At 68.4% G+C, this 23419-nt stretch carries 21 protein-coding genes and 2 pseudogenes; 9 read left to right on the top strand and 14 right to left on the bottom strand.

Features of this window, described 5'->3' with window-relative positions; translation table 11 throughout:
- Window positions 1–23 precede the first annotated feature (23 nt).
- The gene (locus MAE01_RS14005) at window positions 24–563 is read right to left on the bottom strand and encodes a septum formation family protein (protein ID WP_147040397.1); all 540 of its coding nucleotides are present in this window, start codon (window positions 561–563) and stop codon (window positions 24–26) included.
- 57 nt (window positions 564–620) lie between these two features.
- The gene (gene def, locus MAE01_RS14000; RefSeq protein ID WP_147040395.1) at window positions 621–1187 is read right to left on the bottom strand and encodes a peptide deformylase; all 567 of its coding nucleotides are present in this window, start codon (window positions 1185–1187) and stop codon (window positions 621–623) included.
- A 43-nt stretch (window positions 1188–1230) separates the two neighbouring features.
- Here def and MAE01_RS13995 point away from each other — a divergent pair, with 43 nt between their 5' ends.
- Window positions 1231–2286, top strand: coding sequence for a DMT family transporter (locus MAE01_RS13995; protein WP_229718176.1), 1056 nt, complete (start codon window positions 1231–1233; stop codon window positions 2284–2286).
- Here the strand turns inward: MAE01_RS13995 and pgl are convergent.
- From pgl to tkt, 6 genes are read right to left on the bottom strand one after another with little or no spacing between them, the layout of a single operon-like run.
- The gene (gene pgl / locus MAE01_RS13990) at window positions 2280–3059 is read right to left on the bottom strand and encodes a 6-phosphogluconolactonase (protein ID WP_147040393.1); all 780 of its coding nucleotides are present in this window, start codon (window positions 3057–3059) and stop codon (window positions 2280–2282) included. The genes MAE01_RS13995 and pgl overlap by 7 nt on opposite strands.
- Window positions 3060–3064: 5 nt before the next feature.
- On the bottom strand, window positions 3065–4000 hold the full coding sequence (locus tag MAE01_RS13985) for a glucose-6-phosphate dehydrogenase assembly protein OpcA (protein ID WP_147040392.1): 936 nt from the start codon (window positions 3998–4000) through the stop codon (window positions 3065–3067).
- The gene (zwf, locus tag MAE01_RS13980; protein WP_147040390.1) at window positions 3997–5544 is read right to left on the bottom strand and encodes a glucose-6-phosphate dehydrogenase; all 1548 of its coding nucleotides are present in this window, start codon (window positions 5542–5544) and stop codon (window positions 3997–3999) included. Before zwf ends, MAE01_RS13985 begins: the two co-directional genes overlap by 4 nt.
- A gap of 49 nt (window positions 5545–5593) precedes the next feature.
- Window positions 5594–7201 carry a glucose-6-phosphate isomerase gene (locus tag MAE01_RS13975; protein ID WP_147040389.1) on the bottom strand — a complete coding sequence of 536 codons (1608 nt, stop codon included), beginning with the start codon at window positions 7199–7201 and terminating at the stop codon, window positions 5594–5596.
- A complete protein-coding gene (gene tal / locus MAE01_RS13970; RefSeq protein WP_147040387.1) occupies window positions 7198–8310 on the bottom strand; it encodes a transaldolase in 1113 nt (370 codons plus the stop codon). Before tal ends, MAE01_RS13975 begins: the two co-directional genes overlap by 4 nt.
- Window positions 8307–10409: a transketolase gene (tkt, locus tag MAE01_RS13965; protein WP_371861778.1), complete on the bottom strand. Its 2103-nt coding sequence runs from the start codon at window positions 10407–10409 to the stop codon at window positions 8307–8309. Before tkt ends, tal begins: the two co-directional genes overlap by 4 nt.
- Before the next feature lie 223 nt (window positions 10410–10632).
- On the opposite strand from tkt, the gene MAE01_RS13960 reads away from it, so the two are divergent.
- A complete protein-coding gene (locus MAE01_RS13960; RefSeq protein WP_147040458.1) occupies window positions 10633–11538 on the top strand; it encodes a heme o synthase in 906 nt (301 codons plus the stop codon).
- Here the strand turns inward: MAE01_RS13960 and MAE01_RS13955 are convergent.
- Both MAE01_RS13955 and MAE01_RS13950 read right to left on the bottom strand, forming a co-directional pair.
- On the bottom strand, window positions 11484–11912 hold the full coding sequence (locus MAE01_RS13955; protein WP_147040385.1) for a tetraspanin family protein: 429 nt from the start codon (window positions 11910–11912) through the stop codon (window positions 11484–11486). The genes MAE01_RS13960 and MAE01_RS13955 overlap by 55 nt on opposite strands.
- A 45-nt stretch (window positions 11913–11957) precedes the next feature.
- On the bottom strand, window positions 11958–13094 hold the full coding sequence (locus MAE01_RS13950; protein WP_147040383.1) for a COX15/CtaA family protein: 1137 nt from the start codon (window positions 13092–13094) through the stop codon (window positions 11958–11960).
- A 230-nt stretch (window positions 13095–13324) separates the two neighbouring features.
- Here MAE01_RS13950 and sufB point away from each other — a divergent pair, with 230 nt between their 5' ends.
- The 7 genes from sufB to MAE01_RS13915 are packed head-to-tail and all read left to right on the top strand — an operon-like array spanning window position 13325 to window position 19921.
- The gene (sufB, locus tag MAE01_RS13945; protein WP_147040381.1) at window positions 13325–14743 is read left to right on the top strand and encodes a Fe-S cluster assembly protein SufB; all 1419 of its coding nucleotides are present in this window, start codon (window positions 13325–13327) and stop codon (window positions 14741–14743) included.
- The gene (gene sufD / locus MAE01_RS13940) at window positions 14744–15949 is read left to right on the top strand and encodes a Fe-S cluster assembly protein SufD (protein ID WP_147040380.1); all 1206 of its coding nucleotides are present in this window, start codon (window positions 14744–14746) and stop codon (window positions 15947–15949) included.
- Window positions 15946–16272 (top strand): non-heme iron oxygenase ferredoxin subunit, encoded by a 327-nt coding sequence (locus MAE01_RS13935; RefSeq protein ID WP_147040378.1) that lies wholly within the window; start codon window positions 15946–15948, stop codon window positions 16270–16272. The genes sufD and MAE01_RS13935 overlap by 4 nt, the downstream gene beginning before the upstream one ends.
- A 2-nt stretch (window positions 16273–16274) precedes the next feature.
- The gene (gene sufC, locus MAE01_RS13930; protein WP_147040376.1) at window positions 16275–17045 is read left to right on the top strand and encodes a Fe-S cluster assembly ATPase SufC; all 771 of its coding nucleotides are present in this window, start codon (window positions 16275–16277) and stop codon (window positions 17043–17045) included.
- Between the two features lie 9 nt (window positions 17046–17054).
- Window positions 17055–17384 carry a metal-sulfur cluster assembly factor gene (locus MAE01_RS13925; protein WP_147040374.1) on the top strand — a complete coding sequence of 110 codons (330 nt, stop codon included), beginning with the start codon at window positions 17055–17057 and terminating at the stop codon, window positions 17382–17384.
- Window positions 17385–17390: 6 nt separating this feature from the next.
- Window positions 17391–18563: a MalY/PatB family protein gene (locus MAE01_RS13920; RefSeq protein ID WP_147040372.1), complete on the top strand. Its 1173-nt coding sequence runs from the start codon at window positions 17391–17393 to the stop codon at window positions 18561–18563.
- Window positions 18560–19921 (top strand): MFS transporter, encoded by a 1362-nt coding sequence (locus MAE01_RS13915; RefSeq protein ID WP_147040370.1) that lies wholly within the window; start codon window positions 18560–18562, stop codon window positions 19919–19921. The genes MAE01_RS13920 and MAE01_RS13915 overlap by 4 nt, the downstream gene beginning before the upstream one ends.
- Before the next feature lie 179 nt (window positions 19922–20100).
- On the opposite strand, the pseudogene MAE01_RS13910 reads toward MAE01_RS13915, so the two are convergent.
- The 4 genes and pseudogenes from MAE01_RS13910 to MAE01_RS16040 all read right to left on the bottom strand — a co-directional run.
- Window positions 20101–21180 (bottom strand): annotated as a pseudogene (locus MAE01_RS13910) (acyltransferase family protein); the annotation flags it as partial.
- A 95-nt stretch (window positions 21181–21275) separates the two neighbouring features.
- Entirely contained in the window at window positions 21276–21944 is a 669-nt protein-coding gene (locus tag MAE01_RS13905; protein ID WP_147040368.1) for a response regulator, read from the bottom strand.
- A complete protein-coding gene (locus tag MAE01_RS13900) occupies window positions 21941–23170 on the bottom strand; it encodes a sensor histidine kinase (RefSeq protein WP_186806253.1) in 1230 nt (409 codons plus the stop codon). Before MAE01_RS13900 ends, MAE01_RS13905 begins: the two co-directional genes overlap by 4 nt.
- A gap of 5 nt (window positions 23171–23175) precedes the next feature.
- A pseudogene (locus MAE01_RS16040) lies at window positions 23176–23419 on the bottom strand (pilus assembly protein TadG-related protein); the annotation flags it as partial.

The raw sequence follows: 23419 nt of genomic DNA, 5'->3' as shown, positions 1-23419 counted from the left end.
CCTTCTTCGTCATGCGCTTCGGGTCAGATGCCGGCGCCTTCGAGCGAACCGGTGACCTCGAGCGGCGTCCGGCCGGTCGAGTCCGCGGGGTCCGGCTGGTAGATGACGCACTGCACCACGCGGTCGTTCGCCTGGGTCCAGGTGTCCTCCGTGGGCGTGATCCACCAGAAGTCGAGCGTCGACTCGTAGTAATCGACGCCGACGAACTCGGTGAATGCCGGTACGCACTCCGCTTCGACCTGGCTCATGATCTCGTCGTCGCCGGGCAGTTCCTCGCCCTGGAGCTCGAACTCGTAGAACACCTCGTCGGCGTGCGGCTCGGAGCAGGGGACGACATCCGCGTCCGTGATCTCGCCGCTGGCGTCGGATGCCGGCATGCAGTCGCCCACCTTCAGCGAGAAGATGTCGATGTTCGTGCCCTCTGTGACGTTGCCGTCGTCATCGCGCTGCGCGTCGTTCCCGCCCAGGATGCCGCTCAGTGCGCTGCATCCGCTGAGCGCGATGCTCAGAGCCACCGCTGTCCCCGCCAGCGCCAGCCCGCGCTTCGTGCGCATCTTCATCATCGTGTGTTCTCCTCCGGAATGGTGATCAGCAGGATCAATGAGCCTGCTATGTAAATCCTATCCTTCGAGGTCGTCCACGCCCGGCGTCCAGCTGGCGCCCGGACGCCCCCATCCGCGCTTCTTGGCGATCTTCTGGACCGTCTTCCAGTCGCTGTCCGAGAGGCGGTCGATGTACAGGATGCCGTCGAGGTGATCGAACTCGTGCTGCATGATGCGCGCGCGCCAGCCGTCCACCTCGATGCGGACCTCCGCGCCGTCCAGATCGGTGCCGGTGACGAGCACACGGTCAGCCCGACGCAGGGCGAACCGCTCGCCGGGGAACGACAGGCACCCCTCCGACTCCTCGTCCGGATCGGGGGAGCCGGGCTCCGGCGGCGACATCCACAGCACGGGGTTGATGATCACGCCGCGCCATGGGTTCTCGTCGTCGTCGACATACGCGTAGGTATAGATGCGCAGCGGTTCGCCGACCTGCGGGGCGGCGAGACCGACTCCCGGGGCGGCATCCATGGTCTCGAACATGTCCGCGACGAGTTCGCGGATCGCCTCCGTGATCTCTTCGACCTCGGAAGCGGGGGAGTGCAGGACAGGATCGCCCATGATGCGAATCGGAAGAACAGCCACGCCACAACCCTACTGGCCGCGCATCGGCGGGTAAGGTTCTACTGTGAACTCCGGGGTATGGACGTCTGTGGACGAGGTCGGCGACCAGCTGGTCGGGGCATTCCAGAACCCGGCGCTGCTGCTGGGAATCCCGCTGGCCCTCGCCGGTGCCGTGTTCATGTCACTGGGCGCGCAGTACCAGCATCGCGGCGTCACCAAGGTCGAACGCCTCAGCGGCGCGGATGGCACCCAGGGGCTCAGCTTCGACCAGGTCAAGGCCCTGCTGACGCGCCCGTCGTGGCTCATCGGCACCCTCATGCTGGGGCTTGCGATCGTCTGTCAGCTGGCGGCCCTCGCGATCGCCCCGCTGATCGTGGTCCAGCCGCTCGGAGCGATCGCTCTCGTGATCACCACTCTGCTCAATGCGCGTGTCTCGGGTCACACCCCCACCAGGAAGTCGCTCACCTCGATCGTCGCGTGCGTCGGCGGCATCTTCCTGTTCGTGTTCCTCGCGGCCATATTCGCCACTGAGCAAGAGGTCACGACCGAGAAGCTGTTCATCATCCTGACGTGCCTGCTGGTCGTGATCATCGTCCTCGGGGCGTGCTGGCTCATCCTGCGACACCGCATGCGCGCTCTGTTCTACGTCATCGGCGCCGGCATCCTGTACGGGTTCGTCGTCACGCTCGCCAAGGCGATCATCGAGCGACTGAAGGCGGAGAACTTCGACTGGCTCACGCTCGTCTGCGCCATCGCCCTGGTCGCGGCCGCTGCAGTCGGCGCCTACTTCGTGCAGACGGCGTACAGCTCCGGCCCCCCGGATCTCGTGATCGCCGGCCTCACGGTGGTCGACCCGATCGTCGCGGTCGTCATCGGCATCGTCGTGCTGGGCGAGGCTGCGGCGGCCCCAGCCTGGGTGCTCGTCGCGTTCGTCGTGATCGGCGCCGTTGCGGTGTGGGGCGTCGTCGGGCTGGCCAGACATCACCCGCAGGTGCTCAGCGAGAGCCAGGAGCTCAGGATCACGCGCGGCAGCGATCCCGCCCCGCGCCCGAACCCCGCGGACGACTCTGGACGTGCGAACGGCTCGGGAACCGGCGACGCTCCGGCGAGCGATCAGTAGCTCTGATCGATGAGGTCTTCCGGGACCTCCGAGGCCGCTGCCTCATCGACGAAGAACACCGTGCGCTTGCGGCCCTTCGCGCCCGCTGCCGGCACGTTCGTGTAGCTCGCGCCTGCGAGGGCGAGCCCGAGCGCCGAGGCCTTGTCCGCCCCGGTGAGGACCAACCACACGCGCTTGGACGAGTTGATGACCGGCCGGGTGAGAGTCACACGCTCCGGCGGCGGCTTGGGGGAGTCGCGCACTGCTAGGGCCGCGGCATCCGTCACGGTGACCTCGGCGCGATCGGGGAACAACGAGGCGATATGCCCGTCCGCTCCCACGCCGAGGAAGCAGACGGCGAACGACGGCCACGCCTCGCCATCCGCCCCGAACCGGGCGAGCTCGTCGGAGTACGCGGTCGCGGCCTCATCCAGGGAGAGCCCGCTGTCGGCTGCGGCGATCTCGTGCACGTTCTCGGCGGGCACGTCGATGTGATCCAACAGGGCGTTGCGCGCCTGCACGGCGTTGCGATCGGTGTCGTCGCTCGGCACGAAGCGCTCGTCGCCCCACCAGAAGTGCACCAGGGACCAGTCGGTCTGCGATGCCTTGGGATGCTGGGCCACTGCCTGCAGCACGACGCCGCCCATCGAGCCGCCGGTCAGAGCGACGTGCGCGATGCGGCCGTTGCGGGTCCGCGCCTTCACCCGGGCGAGAAACCGGTCGGCCACGCGCTCGGCGACGGCCGCCGCACTCTGATCGATGACGACGACCTTGTCGGCGGAAGCTGATTCCATGCGCCTTACGCTACCGCCTCGGGCGGCCCGAGCTGCTCCCAGCCATCGGTGATGACACGACCGTAGAGCACGTCGGGGTCAAGACGCCGCAGCTCCTCGGCCAGGCACTCGCGCAGGGTGCGCCGCGGAAGCACGAGGTCGTGGTCGGGCTGATCGGGCTGCGTGAGCACCGCGACGCCGGGCTCCGGGCGCTCGAGCAGGATGTCACCGCTGGCACGAGTCAGACGAACCGACTTGATGCCGTCCGACCAGTGCGCCGGGTCCTCATACGACCAGCGCACGGGAACCTGCAGGGCGAGCTGCAGCCATGCGGCCAGCAGCGCGGTGGACGGTGAGCCGGCGGCACCACGAACCTCGACGGCGTCGACCGGCTCGAACGGCGGCTGGTCGAGGACGGCGGCGAGCTGCTCGCGCCAGTGCGTCAACCGGGTCCAGGCCAGATCGGTGTCGCCGGGAGCGTGCGTCCTGCCGCGCAGGGACAGCCGGTCGCGCACATCGGGGGTCGTCGCGGCATCCGTGATCCGGCGCTGAGCGATGCGGCCGAGCGGAGAGGAGGCCGGATCCGACGGGGCCTCATCCGGCCACCAGGCGACGACGGGAGCGTCCGGAAGCAGCAGTCCCGTGATGAGGCTCTCTTCGTTGCTCGCGGCAGCACCGTAGGCCTGCAGCACGATGACCTCGCTCGCGCCGGCATCTCCGCCGATGCGGATCTGCGCGTCGAGGTGGGCCTCGCCCTCACCCGTCGTCAGCACGATGACGCGCATCGGGTGCTCGCGAGAGGCGTCGTTGGCGGCGTCGATGGCGGCTTCGGCGACGCCGTTGCGCGCCGAGATGACCAGGGTCAGCACGCGGCCGAGGGCGACGGCGCCACCCTCTTCGCGTTCCTTCACCAACTGCTTGGCGACCTGGCTGACTGTCGTGTCGGGAAGATCGATGATCACGGGCGTCTCCAGACTCGTCCGTCGCGGGCAAGGAGTGCATCGGCGGATGCCGGACCCCAGGAGCCGGGGGCGTACTGCTCCAGCGGAGCACCCTGTGCGGCCCAGTACTTCTCGACCGGGTCGAGGATCTTCCAGCTCAGCTCCACCTCCTCGTGGCGGGGGAACAGCGGCGGATCGCCGAGAAGGACGTCCAGGATCAGTCGCTCGTACGCCTCGGGGCTCGCCTCGGTGAAGGCGTGACCGTAACCGAAGTCCATCGTCACGTCGCGCACGTTCGTGCCCGTGCCAGGGACCTTCGATCCGAACCGGATCGTGACGCCCTCGTCCGGCTGCACACGGATGACCAGCGCGTTCTGGCCGAGCTCGGAGGCGTTGCCGCGACCGAACAGGTGCTCGGGTGCCCGGTTGAACACCACGGCGATCTCGGTTACACGCCGGCCGAGGCGCTTTCCGCTGCGCAGGTAGAACGGGACACCCGCCCAGCGTCGGTTGGCGATCTCGAGCTTGATCGCGGCGTACGTCTCGGTGATCGAGTCCGGGTTCATCCCGTCCTCCTCGAGGAAGCCGCAGACCTCCTGGCCGCCCTGCCACCCGCCGTCGTACTGTCCGCGTGCCGTGGCGAGAGAGAGATCGTCGGGCAGCGTGACCGCCGCGAGCACCTTCTCCTTCTCGGCGCGGAGGTTCTCGGCGGAGAGGCTGATGGGCTCCTCCATCGCGGTGAGCGCCAGCAGCTGGAGCAGGTGATTCTGGATGACGTCGCGGGCTGCGCCGATGCCGTCGTAGTAGCCGGCGCGGCCGCCGACGCCGATGTCCTCGGCCATCGTGATCTGCACGTGGTCGACGTAGTTGCGGTTCCAGATCGGCTCGTACAGGGCGTTCGCGAAGCGCAGGGCCAGGATGTTCTGGACCGTCTCCTTGCCCAGGTAGTGGTCGATCCGGAAGATCGAGTCCGCCGGGAACGCCACCTCGAGAGCCTTGTTCAGCGCGCGCGCCGAGTCGAGGTCGTGGCCGAACGGCTTCTCGATCACGACACGGCGCCACTGGTCGTCGCCGCGGTCCTCGCCGACGAGCCCGGATTCCTTGAGCTGCTTCGCGACGAGCGGGAACGCCTTCGGCGGGATCGACAGGTAATAGGCGTGGTTGCCCATAGTGCCGCGTTCGACGTCGAGCTTCTCGACGGTCTCGCGAAGCTTCGCGAAGGATTCCGGGTTGTCGAACTCTCCGGAGACGAAGCGGATGCCCTGCAGCAGCTGCTTCCAGGTGTCCTCGCGGAACTCCGTGCGGGCGTGCTCCTTGACCGCCTCGTACACGACCTGCGCGAAGTCCTGGTCCTCCCAGTCGCGACGCGCGAAGCCGACCAGCGCGAAACCAGGGGGCAGGAGCCCCCGGTTCGCGAGGTCGTACACCGCGGGCATGAGCTTCTTGCGCGAGAGATCGCCGGTCACACCGAAGATCACCAGCGCGCTGGGACCTGCGATCCGGTTGAGGCGACGGTCATCGGGGTCGCGCAGCGGGTTGTGGCCGCGTGATACGGGAACGGTCATCGGTGAGATGTACTCCAGTTGGGATGGCTTGCGTTCAGACGGCTTCGGACTACTTCTGAGCGGCTTCGAACAGCGCGAGCACGTCGGCGGAGTCGTCGGTGATCGTGAGGGAGACGACCGGGCGGCCGTGCTCGGCCAGGACCCCGGCGTCACCGGCGGCCTGAGCCTGGATGAGCTGCCCGAAGGTGAACGGACGGTCGGGGATCTCGAGGTCCACGTCGGTGCGCTCCAGGATCTGCAGGTACACGCCCTGAGCGGGACCGCCCTTGTGATACTGACCAGTGGAGTGCAGGAACCGCGGTCCCCAGCCGAACGTGGTGGGCCGGCCGGAATCGGCGGCGACGAGCTCGCGGAGCCCCTGCAGCTGAGACAGCTCGAGACGGTTCACGTACGCCTGGATCGATACGTAGCCATCCTCGGGCAGGCGGGCCCACAGCGCATCCATCACGGCTTCGATGTCGCCGGATTCGGCCAGCGCCGGGTCGGAGACCCGCACCTCGATGCCGTGCTGCACGAATGCCGGTGCGGTGGGCTCCGGGCGGGCGTCCAGCAGGCCGCGCGCGGCGATCTTCGCGGATTCGACGTCGGGCTGGTCGAACGGGTTGATTCCGAGCAGGTGACCGGCGATGGCGGTGGCGTACTCCCACACGATGAAGTTCGCGCCCAGCGAGCCGCTGACCAGGATCTCGCCCTGATGCCGCTCGCGCAGGTGGAACTCGTTCGCGTCGTCGACCAGACGCGTGATCTGCAGATCCGCGGGCAGGGACTCGAGCTCGGGGGAGACGGGCAGCAGGACGACGGGCAGGATGCCGGTGCCCTCCTTGCCGGTCGACTCCGCGATCAGCTGCTCGATCCAGTCCGGCAGGCCGACGATGTGCGTGCCGTCGGTGACGAGGCCGAGCTTGTCGCGGCGCGGGTTCGTGGCGGCGATCGCCGCGCCGAGCCGCAGCGCCGGGTTGTCGGCCTGATCGACGGCGACCTGCAGAAGCGTCGCCTCCGCCTCGTCCAGCAGTTCGGCGATGTCGACGCCGGCGAGGCCCGAGGGAACCAGGCCGAACGCCGTGAGCGCCGAGTAGCGGCCGCCGACGTTCGGGTCGGCGTTGAACACCCGGTAGCCGGCCTCTCGGGCCGAGGAATCCAGCGGCGAGCCCGGGTCGGTGACGACGACGATGCGGGAGATCGGATCGATGCCGATGTCGCGGAACGCGGCCTCGAAGGTGCGACGCTGCGAGTCGGTCTCGACCGTGGAGCCCGACTTCGACGACACGACGAGCACGGATGCCGCCAGGTCGTCGTCGAGGGCCGCGAGCACCTGGCCGGGCGCGGTGGAGTCGAGGATCGTCAGGGGCACGCCTGCGGTCTGCGCGATGACCTCGGGCGCGAGCGAGGAGCCGCCCATGCCGGCGAGCACGACGCGGTGCACGCCCTGGGCGCGCAGCTCGTCGCGCAGGGCGACGATCTCGGAGACGAGCGGGCGGGAGACCGAAACGGCCTCCACCCAGCCCAGGCGCTTGGATGCCTCCTCCTCGGCGGCTTCGCCCCACAGGGTGGAGTCGAAGGCCGTGATGCGCGAGGCGACCAGGTCGCCGACGAGGCGCGGGACGACCTCGTCGATGGCGGCCTTGGCGGCGCCGGTGGCGTGGATGGAGAACGTCATCGCTGGGCCTCGAGTCCCTCGGCGACCTGGGTGAGCAGGTCGTGCCAGGAGTCGATGAACTTCTCGACGCCCTCGTCCTCGAGCACCTGGGTCACGTCGTCGAAGTCGACCCCGACCTTCTCGAGACCGGCGAAGACCTCGCGCGCCTCCTCGTAGCCACCGGTGATCGTGTCACCGGTGATGACGCCGTGGTCGAACGTGGCCTCGAGCGTCTTCTCGGGCATCGTGTTGACGACGCCCTGTGCGACGAGCTCGGTGACGTAGAGCGTGTCGGGGAGCGCCGGGTCCTTGACGCCGGTCGATGCCCACAGCGGTCGCTGCAGGTTCGCTCCGGCATCCAGAAGAGCCTTGGCGCGGTCAGAGGCGAACGTCTTCTCGAACAGCTCGTAGGCGAGACGGGCGTTCGCCAGCCCTGCCTTGCTCTTGAGCGCCAGGGCCTCGTCCGTGCCGATGGCGGTGAGCCGCTTGTCGGTCTCGGTGTCGACGCGCGAGACGAAGAACGACGCGACCGACTGGATCGTCGACAGATCGATGCCTGCGGCCTTGGCGGTCTCGAGACCGGTCAGGTACGCGTCGATGACCTCGGCGTAGCGCTCCAGGCTGAAGATCAGCGTGACGTTGACGCTGATCCCCGCACCGATCGCCTGTGCGATGGCGGGCAGGCCCGCCTTCGTCGCGGGGATCTTCACCAGGAGGTTGGGGCGGTCGATCTTCGTCCACAGCTGCTTGGCCTGCGCCACTGTGCCGTCGGTGTCGTGGGCGAGGTCGGGGGAGACCTCGATCGACACACGACCGTCGACGTGACCGGAGGCCTCCCACACCGGGCGGAAGATGTCCAGGGCGGATGCGACATCCTGCGTCGTCGCCGCGAACACGGCGTCCTCGGCCGATGCGCCGGATGCCGCGAGCTCCGCGACCTGCGCGTCGTAGGAGGTGTTGTTCTTGTCGGTGATCGCGTTCGCGAAGATCGTCGGGTTGGTCGTGACGCCCGTGATGTTGCGGGAATCGATCAGCTCGGCGAGGTTTCCGGAGTCGATGCGCGTGCGGGAGAGGTCGTCCAGCCAGATGCTGACGCCGGCGTCGTGAAGGGCGGAGGTGGGGGTGCTCATGCGTTCTCCTTGATGGTCTCGCGTGCCGCCTCGACGACGGCCTCGGCGGTGATGCCGAACTTCTCGAACAGGGTCTTGTAGTCGGCGGAGGCGCCGAAGTGGTCGATCGCCACCGAGCGGCCCTTGTCACCGACGATGCCGCGCCAGGTGAGGGCGGAGCCGGCCTCGACCGACACGCGGGCGGTGACGTCCTTCGGCAGGACGGACTCGCGGTACGCGGCATCCTGCTCGTCGAACCACTCCAGCGACGGGGCGGACACGACGCGGGCGTTCACGCCCTCTGCCGCGAGCGTCTCGCGAGCCGCGACGGCCAGCTGCACCTCGGAACCGGTGGCGACGAGGATGACGTCGGGGGTGCCGCCCGGCGCCTCGGCGAGCACGTAGGCGCCCTTGGTCGCGTTGTCGGCCGAGGCGAGCGTGTCGCCGGATGCCGCACCCTCACCGCGATCGAACACGGGGATGTTCTGGCGGGTCAGGGCGATGCCTGCGGGGCCTGCGTGACGACGCAGCAGCTCGAGCCACACGACAGAGGTCTCGTTCGCGTCGGCGGGACGCACGACCGTGAAGTTCGGGATGGCGCGGAGCGTCGCGAGCTGTTCGATCGGCTGGTGTGTGGGGCCGTCCTCGCCGAGCGCGACGGAGTCGTGCGTCCAGACGTAGATGCTCGGGATGTTCATCAGCGCTGCCAGACGCACGGCAGGGCGCATGTAGTCGCTGAAGATCAGGAACGTGCCGCCGAACGCGCGGGTCGGCCCGTGCAGGACGATGCCGTTGACGATCGCGCCCATGGCGTGCTCGCGGATGCCGAAGTGCAGCACCCGGCCGTAGGGGGTGCCCGACCACTCGTGGGTCGACCACTCGGACGGGATGAAGGACGCGGCTTCCTTGATGGTGGTGAGGTTCGACTCGGCGAGGTCGGCCGACCCACCCCACAGTTCGGGGAGCTCGGCTGCGAGGGCGTTGATGACCTGGCCGGATGCGGCACGTGTGGAGACGTCCTTGCCCGATTCGAAGACGGGCAGCGCCGAAGCGATGTCCTCGGGCAGCTCCTTCGCCTCGACCCGGTCGAGCAGCGCCTTGCGCTCGGGGTTCGCCTCGGCCCATGCGTCGAACGACTTCTGCCACTCGGCGCGCTCCTCGGCGGCGCGATCGGCCAGCCCACGGGTGCGGGCGATGATGTCGTCCGCGACGACGAAGGTCTGCTCCGGGTCGAAGCCGAGCACCTTCTTGGTCGCGGCGAGCTCGTCGGCGCCGAGCGCCGAGCCGTGGATCTTGCCGGTGTTCTGCTTGCCGGGGGCGGGCCAGCCGATGATCGTCTTGAGGATGATCAGCGACGGCTTGTCGCTCTCGCCCTTGGCGGCCTCGATCGCGGAGTGGAGCTCTGCGACGTCCTCGACGTATTCGCCGGTCTTCTTCCAGTCCACGGTCTGCACGTGCCAGCCGTACGCCTCATAGCGCTTCGCGACGTCTTCGGTGAAGGCGACGTTGGTGTCGTCCTCGATCGAGATCTGGTTCGAGTCGTAGATCGCGATCAGGTTGCCGAGCTGCTGGTGGCCGGCGAGCGAGCCCGCCTCACTGGTGACGCCCTCCTGCAAGTCACCGTCTCCGGCGATCACGTACACGAAGTGGTCGAACGGGCTCGTGCCCGCTGCGGCCTCAGGATCGAACAGGCCGCGCTCGTAGCGCGCCGCGTACGCGAAGCCGACGGCGGATGCCAGGCCCTGGCCCAGCGGGCCCGTGGTGATCTCGACGCCCTTGGTGTGGCCGTACTCGGGGTGACCCGGTGTCTTCGAGCCCCAGGTGCGCAGCGACTTGAGGTCGTCGAGTTCGAGACCGAACCCGCCGAGGTACAGCTGCACGTACTGGGTGAGCGAGGAGTGTCCGGCGGAGAGGATGAAACGGTCGCGGCCCAGCCAGTCGACATCCTTCGGGTCGTGGCGCAGCACGCGCTGGTAGAGGAGGTACGCGGCGGGCGCGAGGCTCATCGCGGTTCCGGGGTGACCGTTGCCGACCTTCTCAACGGCATCGGCCGCCAGAATCCGTGCGGTGTCCACCGCGCGTCGATCGATCTCATCCCACTGCAGTTCGGTCACGGTCATGCCCTTTCCAACAACTTACGAGGGCGCCCGATTCCCTGGCGCATCCGCATCGTCACGGACAGGTGCACAGCGCCGGGCGCGCGAGTGGGTTTCAGCTTAGCGTCGTGCCGGTACCCGTGAAACGACATTTCGCTCGGTTGCCGCGGGAGGGACACGCCGGCCGCTGGACTAGACTGGAAGGGTTGTCGGAGTGTGCGCGGAGGAGGCGATCGATATCTCGACCATGTCGCAGGCGACGGCGGTGAAGCGGCCGATCGGTCAGACGATCAAGGCTTATATCGCATTGACGAAGCCCCGTGTACTGGAACTGCTTCTGGTCTCCACGGTTCCCGTCATGTTCCTGGCAGAGGGCGGCATGCCGAACCTCTGGCTGGTTCTGGCCACTGTCATCGGCGGATCGATGAGCGCGGGATCCGCGGCATCGTTCAACATGTACCTGGACAGGGACATGGATGCGCATATGCATCGCACCGAGAACCGTCCGATCGTGACCGGCCAGGTCTCGCCGCGCTCCGCGCTGATCTTCTCGTGGACACTGGCCGTGGCATCCACGATCTGGCTGCTGGCGACGACCAACTGGCTGACGGCCGTCCTGTCGGTCTCGGCCATCTTCTTCTACGTCGTGATCTACACGATGATCCTCAAGCGCCGCACCGAGCAGAACATCATCTGGGGCGGCATCGCCGGATGCTTCCCCGTCGTGATCGGCTGGTCGGCAGTCACCGGCGATGTGGCGTGGCCCGCGATCGTGCTGTTCGCCCTGGTGTTCCTGTGGACGCCGGCGCACTACTGGCCGCTGTCTATGAAGTACCGCGACGACTACGAGGGCGCCGATGTGCCGATGCTCGGAGTCACCCGCAACGCATCGCAGGTCGGCCTGCAGGTGATCCTGTACGCATGGGCGACCGTGGCCTGCTCGCTGCTGCTCATCCCGGTCGCAGGCATGGGCCTGGTCTACACGGCATCCGCGCTGGTCTTCGGAGGCTGGTTCGTATACGAGTCGCACCGCCTGTATGACCAGGCGGTGCGAGGCTCGAATCCGCGGCCGATGCGTGTGTTCCACGCATCGATCACCTACTTGACGCTGATCTTCGTCGCTGTCGCGGTCGATCCGCTGCTGCCGTTCTGATCGTCTGAATCTTCTTCCGCCGTCGGCTCTTCGACGACGGGATCCGCGGACGGGGCGGTGAGGGTGTCGTCGTCGGCGGTCCAGTCGATCGGCTCGACGACGACCGGCGTCGCCGCCGGAATCAGTGCCTTCGCGGCAGCCAGCACGAGCGCGAGCAGGATGCCGATGACGCCGGCGGCCAGGATCGCGGCACCGGCGGTGATCCACGCCTGACCCACATACACCTCGACGTTGGTGGCGGTGCCGTCGAGGAGGGTGATCTCCATCGTGTTCGTCTTGTCCCACACGAGCCAGCCGCCGACGGCGACCGCTGCGATCGAGAGGACGAGGAGCAGCCAGTACGGGATGCTTCGGGTCAGTGCTGTCTTGTTCATGCGTGCCAGCATCCACACCGTTCTGATGCGGGCACGATGAGCGCGCTATGCGCGGGCTGAGTGCTCGGGCTCCTCGGCGGGCTCTGCGGCAGCGACCGGGCTCTTCATCTTCAGCACAACGACGGTGTAGGCCGCTGCGCTGAGCGCTGCGAGAACCATGTGGATCCCGACCAGGATCTCGGGGAGCCCTTCGCGGGCCTGCCAGATGCCGACGCCGATCTGCACCAGGATGGCGACCACGAGCACGAGCAGCCAGCGCCTCGGCTGCAGCCGCAGCACCCAGGCGGAGATCACGAGCGCGGCGACGAGTACGGCGAGGATGTAGCCGGGCCAGGAGTGCACGTGCGCGAGCACCGTCGCGTCGAAGCCGTCCCGCAGGACGTTCGCGTCACCCGAGTGCGGGCCGGAGCCGGTCGTCAGGACTCCGAAGAAGATCGTCACGGCCAGGGCGAGGCCCGTCACATGCGACAGGATCGCGAACCAGCGCGGGACGACGCTGACACGTGCTCCGGCCGGTTCCTTCATGCGGACGAGGAACGCGGCGGTCACGCACACGAGGACGAGGGATGAGGCGTAGTGGAATCCCACGATGAAGGGGTTCAGGCCGGTGAGCACGGTGATGCCCCCCACGAACGCCTGCGCGACGACGCCGATCAGGACGATCCATGCGAGAGCTCCGAGATCGCGGCGCTCCGGGGTGATGCGCAGCGAGTGCACGGCGCCGACGATCGTGGCGAGGATGAGGCCCACGGAGAAGAAGGCGAACGGCTCGTCGACGAGCAACGCGGCGATGCCGAAGCAGATCACGCCGGTGACGATTCCGCCCAGCGCGAACCACAGCGCGGCCACGAGCGAGCGCCGTCCTCCGACTGCGTGGAGGGTGAGGAGGAGTACGGCGATGGCCAGCAGGCCCACGACTCCGGTCATGGTGCGGTTGCCGAACTCGATGATGCCGTGGATGCCCTGGTCGCCGTAGATCGGCACGAGCGACTCGGGCGTGCACAGCGGCCACTCCGAGCACCCGAGGCCCGAGCCGGTCAGGCGCACCGCGCCCCCGGTGCCGATGATGATGACCTCCGCGAGGAACGACAGCCAGGCCAACACGCGCAGCGGCTTGCCGATGCGTACGGCCGGCCGGCCGTTTCGCATCGACGGGACGGCGGGGGCGATGGTGTCGGGCATGTGTCCTCCGGCCCGCGCCTGAGCACGCGGGCACGGCCCGGTTGTCAGGGGGAACCTGTAGAATCGGATTGTTGCGATGCGTGCGCTTTGCGCGAGATGCACCGCTAACAGTTTAGGCGCGAAGAATGCGTTCGTGATGAGGCCCACCAGCGGCACCGTTCCCATTGCAACCGATGGGGTTCGGCATGCCGGGGCGGATGACACCGTTGAGGCCCAACAAGGAGAGTGTGATGTCGGATGTGCTGATCGACCGCCCAGAGCTCGACAGTCTGGGGGTGTACGAGTTCGGCTGGCACGATGAGGACGCGGCCGGCGCCGTTGCCAAGCGCGGCCTCTCCGAAGAGGTGGTGCGGGGCATCTCCGCACTCAAGGACGAACCCGAGTGGATGCTGAAGACCCGGCTGAAGGGCCTGTCGCTGTTCGGCCGCAAGCCGATGCCCACCTGGGGCGCCGATCTCAGCGAGATCGACTTCGACAACATCAAGTACTTCGTGCGCTCCACCGAGAAGCAGGCGCAGTCCTGGGAAGAGCTTCCTGCTGAGATCCGCGAGACCTATGAGCGTCTCGGCATCCCCGAGGCCGAGCGCCAGCGCCTGGTCGCTGGCGTCGCCGCGCAGTACGAGTCCGAGGTCGTCTACCACCAGATCCGCGAGGACCTGGAGGAGCAGGGCGTCATCTTCATGGACACCGACACCGCGCTGCGCGAGCACCCCGAGTTCTTCGAGGAGTACTTCGGCACGGTCATCCCCTCGGGCGACAACAAGTTCGCAGCCCTGAACACGGCCGTCTGGTCGGGCGGCTCGTTCGTGTACGTCCCGAAGGGCGTGCACGTGGAGATCCCGCTGCAGGCGTACTTCCGCATCAACACCGAGAACATGGGTCAGTTCGAGCGGACGCTGATCATCGCCGACGAGGACAGCTACGTCCACTACATCGAAGGCTGCACCGCCCCGATCTACAAGTCGGACTCGCTGCACTCGGCGGTCGTCGAGATCATCGTGAAGAAGAACGCCCGCGTGCGCTACACGACGATCCAGAACTGGTCGAACAACGTCTACAACCTGGTCACCAAGCGCGCTGTCGCGCACGAGGGCGCCACCATGGAATGGGTCGACGGCAACATCGGCTCCAAGGTCACCATGAAGTACCCGTCCATCTACCTGATGGGTGAGCACGCCAAGGGCGAGACCCTCTCGGTCGCCTTCGCCGGCCCCGGCCAGCACCAGGACGCCGGCGCGAAGATGGTGCACATGGCGCCGTACACGCAGTCGTCGATCGTCTCGAAGTCGATCGCCCGCGGCGGCGGACGCGCCGGCTACCGCGGCGAGGTCCGCGTCGACCCCGCAGCGCACCACTCCGCGAACTCCGTGGTCTGCGATGCCCTGCTCGTCGACACGCAGTCGCGTTCCGACACGTACCCATCGATCGACATCCGCGTCGATGACGTGCAGCTCGGCCACGAGGCCACCGTGTCAAAGGTCAGCGAAGAGCAGCTGTTCTACCTGATGAGCCGCGGCATGGAAGAGACCGAGGCGATGTCGATGATCGTGCGCGGCTTCATCGAGCCGATCGCACGCGAGCTGCCGATGGAATACGCCATGGAGTTGAACAAGCTCATTGAGATGGGCATGGAAGGATCGGTCGGCTAAATGGCGGCCCAGACGACGGCGCCCGCAGAGGCGCAGCACACGAACGCGCACATCGACCCGGCCGCTCAGGTGGCTGATGCCGGATTCGTTCCGGTCCAGACCCGCTCCGAGCGCCCCCGCTCGTTCGACCCGGACGACTTCGGCGCGCCCACTGGCCGCGAGGTCAACTGGAAGCACACCCCGGTCGCGCAGCTGACGGGCATGCTCCAGACGGCGACGCAGAACGACGGCGTGACCTACGAGGTCGAGAGCGGCGCGCAGTTCGCAACCGCGTCCCTCGCGGCCGGCGACACTCCGCGCGGCGAGTTCTTCGTCCCGGAGGACATCGTCTCGGCTGTCGCCTGGCAGGGGTCGGCCGAGGGCATGCACGTGCGCATCCCGCGTGATGAAGAGGTCGCCGAGCCCGTCCTCGTGACGATCACCGGCCAGGGCGCCGACAAGCGCGCCGACGCGCATATCGTGATCGAGGCGCTCGAGAACAGCGCAGCGACCGTCGTGCTGCGCCACCGCGGCTCTGCGCAGTACGCGCAGAACGTCGAGATCATCGCACGGCCGGGCTCGCGGCTCACCGTCATCACGGTGCAGCGCTGGGAAGACGACGCGGTCCACGCGGCATCCCACCAGGCGCGCGTCGACAAGGACGCCCTGCTGAAGCACTTCGTGATCAGTTTCGGCGGCGGCATCGTGCGCGTGAACCCGAACGTCGAGCTCGCCGGCACCGGATCCGAAGGACGCATGTACGGACTGTCCTACGCGGACGCCGGCCAGCACCTCGAGAGCCAGGTCTACCTGCACCACAAGGGTGCGCACACCACCGGCGACGTGCTCTACAAGGGTGCGCTGCAGGGCGAGAGCGCGCACAGCGTCTGGATCGGCGACGTCCTCATCGGCGCCGACGCCACCGGCACCGACTCCTACGAGGCGAACCGCAACCTGGTGCTCACCGAAGGTGCGCGCGCCGACTCGATCCCGAACCTCGAGATCAAGACCGGCGACATCCAGGGGGCTGGCCACGCCAGCGCCACTGGTCGTTTCGACGACGAGCAGCTGTTCTACCTGCAGGCGCGGGGCATCGATGAGGAGGAGGCACGTCGACTGGTCGTGCTCGGCTTCCTCAGCGACGTCGTGCAACGTCTCGGCATCCCCGCTCTCGAGGAGGAGCTGCTCGCCGCCATCGAGACCGAGCTCGCGGCGGTGACCGCGTGACCGCACAGCGCGCGTGCGGCCTCAGCGACCTCGAGCAGGACACCGCCCTGCGTGTCGAGATCGACGGCGTCCCGATGGCCGTCGTGCTCGACGGCAACGGTGAGGTGCACGCCATCGGCGACACCTGCACCCACGGCGAGATCTCGCTGTCCGAGGGGTTCGTCGAAGGCGACACGCTGGAGTGCTGGGCCCACGGCTCGGCGTTCTCGCTGCTCACCGGCAAGCCCCAGAACCTCCCCGCTTTCGAGCCCGTCCCCGTCTACATCGTCGAGATCGACGGCGACGACGTGCTCATCGACCCGACTGTCACAAAGGAAGTCTGAAAATGTCTGTTCTTGAGATCCGCGACCTGCACGTCTCGGTCGAGACCGAGGCCGGGGCAAGCCCCATCCTCAATGGAATCAACCTCACGATGAAGACCGGCGAGACGCACGCCATCATGGGCCCCAACGGCTCCGGCAAGTCCACACTCGCCTACACGATCGCCGGTCATCCGAAGTACACCGTCACTGGCGGGTCGATCACGTTCGACGGCGAGGATGTCCTGGCGATGTCCGTCGACGAGCGCGCCCGCGCAGGACTCTTCCTCGCGATGCAGTACCCGGTCGAGATCCCCGGCGTCACCGTGACGAACTTCCTGCGCACCGCGAAGACCGCCCTGGACGGCGAGGCTCCCTCGATCCGCTCCTGGACCAAGGACGTCAAGTCCGCGATGGCGAACCTGCGCATGGACCCGAAGTTCGCGCAGCGCAACGTCAACGAGGGCTTCTCCGGTGGCGAGAAGAAGCGTCACGAGATCCTGCAGCTCGAAGTGCTCAAGCCCAAGTTCGCCGTGCTCGACGAGACCGACTCCGGCCTCGACGTCGACGCGCTGAAGATCGTGTCGGAGGGCGTCAACCGCGCCAAGGAGGCCACCGGCCTCGGGGTGCTGCTGATCACGCACTACACGCGCATCCTCCGCTACATCCGCCCCGACTACGTGCACGTCGTCGTCGCGGGCAAGATCGTCGAAGAGGGCGGGCCCGAGCTGGCCGACCGTCTCGAGGAAGAGGGCTACGACCGCTTCCTTGACCCCAGCGCCCCCATCGAGGCGTAGGCTGATCGCATGACCGCGACTCTTGCCCCGGAGAAGTACGACGAGGTCACCGAAGCTCTCAAGGACGTGATGGATCCCGAGCTCGGGATCAACGTCGTCGACCTCGGACTCATCTACGACCTCGCCTGGGACGACGAGAACGACGCGCTGGTGATCCACATGACGCTCACCAGCGCGGGCTGCCCGCTCACTGACGTGCTCGAAGAGCAGACCGCTCAGGCGCTGGACGCCGTCGTCGACCGGTTCCGCATCAACTGGGTGTGGATGCCGCCGTGGGGTCCCGAGCGGATCACGGACGACGGGCGCGACATGATGCGCGCTCTCGGCTTCGCGATCTAGTACGCCGTGACGACGCCGGTGCGGGCGCTCCCGCTCGCCCAGCTGAGAGAACGAACCAGCGAGAAGTGGCGGGAGTACCCCGCTGACGTTCTGCCGCTGTTCGTCGCCGAGACGGATTTCCCGCTCGCGCCGGCGATCACGCACGCTCTCGATCGGGCTGTTCGCAGCGGGGACACCGGCTATGTCGCCTCACGGACGCCGCTCGCAGAAGCGTTCGCAGGCTTCGCTCAGCGCCGCTACGGCTGGTCGCCGGAACCCGCCAGGATGCGTTCGACGGCCGACGTGAGCATGGGCATCGTCGAGATCCTGCGCCGTGTCGCGGCTCCCGGTGACCGCGTGATCGTCAATCCTCCCGTGTATCCGCCGTTCTTCGAGCTGGTCGAGGAGGCAGGTGCGGTCGTCGAGCGCGTCCCGCTGCGCGACACGGGAGACGAGTGGGAGCTCGACCTCGTCGGCATCCGCGCCGCGCTCGAGGACGGTGCGCGGGCCGTACTGCTGTGCAACCCGCACAACCCCACGGGAACCGTGCACTCGGCGGCATCCCTCGCGGCGCTGGCGGATCTCGCCGTCGAGTACGGCGCCGCAGTGGTCTCCGACGAGATCCATGCCCCGCTCGCGCAGCCCGGCGCCGCGTACACACCGTTCCTCGCGGTCTCGGATGCCGCCCGCCAGGTCGGCTACGCGATCGTCAGTGCGAGCAAGGCGTTCAATCTCGCCGGACTCAAGTGCGCGCTGATGGTGACCGCCGCCGAGGACACCTCCCGTGTTGTTCGTGGCCTGCCGGTCGAGGTGGAGTGGCGCACCGGGCAGTTCGGGATGCTCGCCGCCGTCGCGGCGTTCTCGGAGGAGAGCGATGCGTGGCTCGACGGTCTGCTCGTCACTCTCGACGAGAACCGGCGTCTGCTCGCCGACCTGCTCGCCGAGCACCTTCCCGGCGCGCGCTACCGGATGCCGGACGCCGGGTACCTCGCCTGGATCGATCTCACCGGCCTCGGCTGGGGTGCGAACCCCTCCAAGCGGATTCTTCGTGAGGCGAAGGTCGCTCTGCACTTCGGCCCCGCCTTCGGGGCCGAGGGCGCCGGGCATGTGCGGCTGAACTTCGGCACGAGTCCGGAGATCATCACCGAGGCCATCACACGCATCGCCGCGCTGCGCGCACACGATCCGCACGACGCATGAGCGTCTCGGCCGCCGCGTCGATCTGGGACCGTGAGCGCGTCTGGGTCACCGCCGGTGCGATCGCGCTGATCTTCCTCGGGGCGATCGAAGCGCTGGCGGTCACCACGGTCATGCCGGTCGTGAGCGCCGCGCTCGACGGACAGGCGCTGTATGCGGTCGCGTTCGCCGGCACGCTGGCCACGAGCGTCATCGGCATGGTCGCCTGCGGTGCGTGGTCGGACGCCAGGGGTCCGCGCGGCGCGCTGTACGCCGCGGTGTCGCTGTTCATCGCGGGGCTCGTGGTCTCCGGGTTCGCGTTCACGATGGAGCAGTTCCTTATCGGGCGGCTCGTGCAGGGGCTCGGCGCCGGCGGACAGACCGTCGCGCTGTACGTCGTCGTCGCCCGGCTCTACCCGCCGCATCTGCACGGCCGCATCTTCGCCGCGTTCGCCGCCGCGTGGGTCGTACCCGCCATGATCGGGCCGTTCCTCGCCGGAGCGGTCGCGGAGTTCCTCGACTGGCGCTGGGCCTTCCTCGGCGTCGCTGTTCTCACGGCCATCGCCTTCCTCATGATCGCCGTCCGGCTGCGTGCCCTCGATCTCGGCGGAGGCGACAGCGCCGGCATCGCGGGACTCAGTAGGCGGCTGCTGCTGGCGGTCGTGGTCGCGATCGCCGCGGTCGCGGTCGGACTGTCCGCCGACGCGCCTCCTGCGCTCGGCTGGCCATTGGCGCTGATCGCGCTCGTGGTCATCGGCTTCGCGCTCGTGCCGCTGCTGCCGAAAGGGACCCTCTGGGCTGCTCGCGGCCTGCCGAGCGTGGTGCTCGTCCGCGGACTCGTCGCAGGGGCGTTCTTCGCGGCCGAGGCGTACATCCCCTACCTGCTCATGGCCGACTTCGGCTTCACGCCCACCTGGGCGGGGATCGCGCTGATGCTCGCGGCGTTCGCGTGGGCAGGCGGATCCGCTCTCCAGGGGAGGTACGGCGAGAAGCTCGGCAACCGGCGCATCGCATTGATCAGCCTGGCGCTCATCCTCTTCGCACTCCTCAGCGTGGTCGTCACCGCACTGACCGGTGCGAGCCCGGGCATCGTCGTGATCGGGTGGGGCTTCGCCGGCGGCGGCATGGGCCTGTTGTACCCGCGACTCACCGTGCTGACGCTGGCGTACTCGACGCCGGGTAACGCCGGTTTCAACTCCTCGGCCCTGTCGATCTCGGATGCCACCGGTTCCGCAGTCGCGGTCGCGCTGGCCGGGCTGGGCGTCGCGACGCTGGGCGGCGGTGCGAACGCTTTCCCGCTGGTGTTCGCCTTCGCGATCGCGGTGATGCTGCTCGCGGTGCTGCCCGGACTCCGCCTCGGCCACGGCGCAGAACCGGGCTGAGCGGCGAGCCGAAGGGCCGCGACCATCATCAATGCCGTGATCGTCGCGGTGACCGGGGTGGCACCGAGCACGAGAAGACCGACGACGGCGGCGATGCCCATGACGGCGGAGATCACGAGCCGCGCGGTCGATTCGGTGTGGCGGGGCGCGGGGCGCGCTTCGATCCGCGCGAAGGCCACGGCGATACCGGCGGTCAGTGCGAACGCGGCGATCAGCCACAACGGGCGTGTCAGCCACCAGACGGGATTGCTCGGCTCCGGCAGGGCGATGCCGGTGAGGATGGCGAAGATCGCGGATGCGCCCGCCATCGTGAGCAGCACGGGCATGTGCCACAGGTAGATCGTCATCGCGCGGGGCGTCACGAACCCGCGCACGCGCGTGCCGAGCGGGCGGAGACTCCAGTCGTTCAGGCGATCTCGCATCAGCGACATCAGCATGGTGTGTGCGACGCCGACGAACAGCAGGGCGGTGGTCGGCGGGTTGATGTTCGCGATGAGGTCGGGGGAGTGGATGCCGGCCGCGAAACTGAGCAGCAGACCCGCGACCGCGGCGACACCGAGCGATGCGCGCGTGCGGCGGGTGAGTGAGCCGATGCGCCCGTCGGCGAGAAAGAATCCCAGCTGCTGCAGCGCGAGCCACACGAACGCGAGGTTCAGGATGCCGACGGCATCCGCACCCGACGCGACACGCACGGCGTCCACCGCCACAGCCCCCGCGACGAGTAGCCCGATGCTCCGCCATGGCGCCCGCTCGTGGGCGGCGGCGAGCGCGGGGAGCAGTACCTGGCAGAGCAGGAACACGCCGAGGAACCACAGCGGCTGCCCGAACCGGTAGCCGGCAATGCCGACCAGCTCGTCCGCGACGCCGTACGTGAGCAGGGCGGCGAGGGCTACGCCGACCACGCCGACCGTGCACACGGCCGGTAGGAGGAGCCGGTGGATCCGACCCGCCACGAACGCCGCCGGAGTCCCACCGCGGTGCCGTGCCCGCAGGTACGAGGTGTACCCGGCGAATCCGCCGATGACGAAGAACAGCGGCATCACCTGCAGGATCCAGCTCAGCGGAGTGATCCATTCCGAACCCTCGCTCGCGTTCACGAACAGAGGACCGGCATCGGTGACCGTGACCCCGACCATCAGCGCGTGCAGGACGACGACGCCGAGCACGCAGAAGGCGCGGACCAGGTCGATGCCGGTGTCGCGGCGGGGCCGGGACTCGGGTGACGGTGTGCTGACGGGTCGCAGTTCTGCGATGGCCATGGGGTCCTCCTCGATGGGTGTCCGAGGAGGCTATGGACGCGGTGCCGACGGAGGCATCAACCCGTGGGGTCGTCGTGCCCCATACCGCGGTGCCGTCAGGCGGGTTCGACGAGTCCGGTGTCGTACGCGAAGATCACGGCCTGCACGCGGTCGCGTGCGCCGACCTTCGCGAGCACCTTGCCGACGTGTGTCTTCACGGTCTGCTCCGCGATGAACAGCGCCCCTGCGATCTCGCTGTTCGAGCGGCCCTGGCCGATGAGCACGAGCACTTCTCGCTCGCGATCGGTGAGGTCGGCGAGCAGGTGAGCGGATGCCGTGGCCCGCGGCTTCTGCGCGGCGAACTGCGCGATCATGCGGCGAGTGACGCTCGGCGCCAGCAGTGCATCGCCGGAGGCGATGACCCGCACGGCGTGCACGAGCTCATCGGGAAGGGCGTCCTTGAGCAGGAATCCGCTCGCGCCCGCCTGCAGCGCGTCGTACACGTAGTCGTCGATGTCGAAGGTGGTGAGCATCAGGATGCGCGGCACTTTGGCCGCGGGGTACGAGGGGCCGAGAATGCGACGGGTCGCCTCGATGCCGTCGAGCTGCGGCATCCGCACGTCCATCAGGACCACGTCCGGATCGAGGCGCGCGGCGAGCGAGACCGCCTCCAGGCCGTCGGCGGCCTGCCCCGTGACAGTGATGCCCTCGTGTGCGCCCAGCAGCGCGGCGAAGCCCGCGCGCACCATCGCCTGGTCGTCGGCAATGAGGACTTCTATCGTCACTGTGGTCCTTCCATGGCCGGCGTGATGGGATGCCGCGGCATCCGCGCCGTCACGATCCAGAAGCCGGCGGCATCCGGACCGGCGGCGACCGTTCCGCCGAGCAGCGTCGCGCGCTCGTTCATGCCCCGCAGCCCGTGGCCGCCGGGAGTGCCGGTCGCTTCGCCGTCGTACTCGTTGCGGACGGTGACGGTCACGTTCGTGTCATCCGCCATCAACGATACCGAGATCGGGGATCCCGCAGCGTGACGCACGGCGTTGCTCAGGGCCTCCTGCGTGATCCGGTACGTGGCGAGCTGGGTCGCCGCCGAGACGTCGTCGCTGACGGCCTGGCTCAGCGACACCGCGGCACCGGCGCGGCGAGTGGTCTCCACCAGCGCCGGAACGTCGTCGATACCGCGCTGCGGTGCGAGCTCGGCGGCCTGATCCTCGGTGCGCAGCACACCGAGGATCCGGCGCATCTCGGTGAGCGCTCCTCGTGCGGAAGCGGCGATGTCGTCGAACTCGGAGGCCGCTTCCGGCTGAAGATCGGCGACGCGATATCGAGCAGTGGACGCCTGCACCTGGATGAGCGACATGCTGTGAGCGACGACGTCGTGCAGCTCCCTGGCGATGCGGGTGCGCTCCTCCACGAGCTCGCGCCGAGACTGCTCCTGCGCGGTGTGGGCACGCTCGCGGGTGAGCTCGTCGCCCAGACGAAGGCGCCCCGCGAGAAGCACCGCGACGAGGTAGACGCCGGCGGCGATCGAGGTCGTCACGATCAGCGAGTTGCCGCTGGGGATGGAGGGCAGCATGATGGCGACCGTCACTCCCGCGGCGGTGCCGAGCGCGAGCTGGATGAGCCCGGGGCGCCAGCCGTGGCGGAACGTGATGGCAGCCACCGCGACCACGAACGCGATGAGCATCGGCACCGACCACGGCCAGGGGGCTCCGATCGCGGCATCCCGCGTGATCATCAGCGGCATGAGCACGGCGGACGCCGTGAACACGATGATCGCGAGGTGCGGATGCCTCAGAGAGAGCAGTGGCGCTCCGACCGCGGCGAGTCCGAGCAGCATCGTCATCGCGACAGGTCCGCCGTACAGGGCGGTCTGCACCGGCACGAGCACCGCATAGAGGGCGACCGCGACGACCGCGAGGACGACCACCAGCGCGGTTCCGCGATCCCGGGGCCAGAGGCGCAGGAGTCGGGAGGGCTTCTTCTGCCGCTCCTTCCTCTTCGCCTTCATGGGAGTCATCCTGCCACCTCGGCCGCGTCCGGTTCGCGTACCTCGCTCGCGGCGAGCGAGACGGAATCAGCGCCCTCGCACGCACGGCGGCGACGGCGGATCGCTGCGACGCGGTCGATGGCGAAGCCGATGACCAGCGCGAACGCGATGCCGAAGACTGCGCTGAGCAGTGGCTGGTCCTCGAGCCAGTGGCCGGCGAGGATGCCGATGCCCGCGCTGTAGAGCGCCCAGGTCGCGCCGGCGACGGCG

The organism is Microbacterium aerolatum, from assembly GCF_007988825.1.
GTDB lineage: Bacteria > Actinomycetota > Actinomycetes > Actinomycetales > Microbacteriaceae > Microbacterium > Microbacterium aerolatum.
Note: the sequence above shows the minus strand (reverse complement) of the source record. Positions and strands in the feature narration are given on the sequence as shown.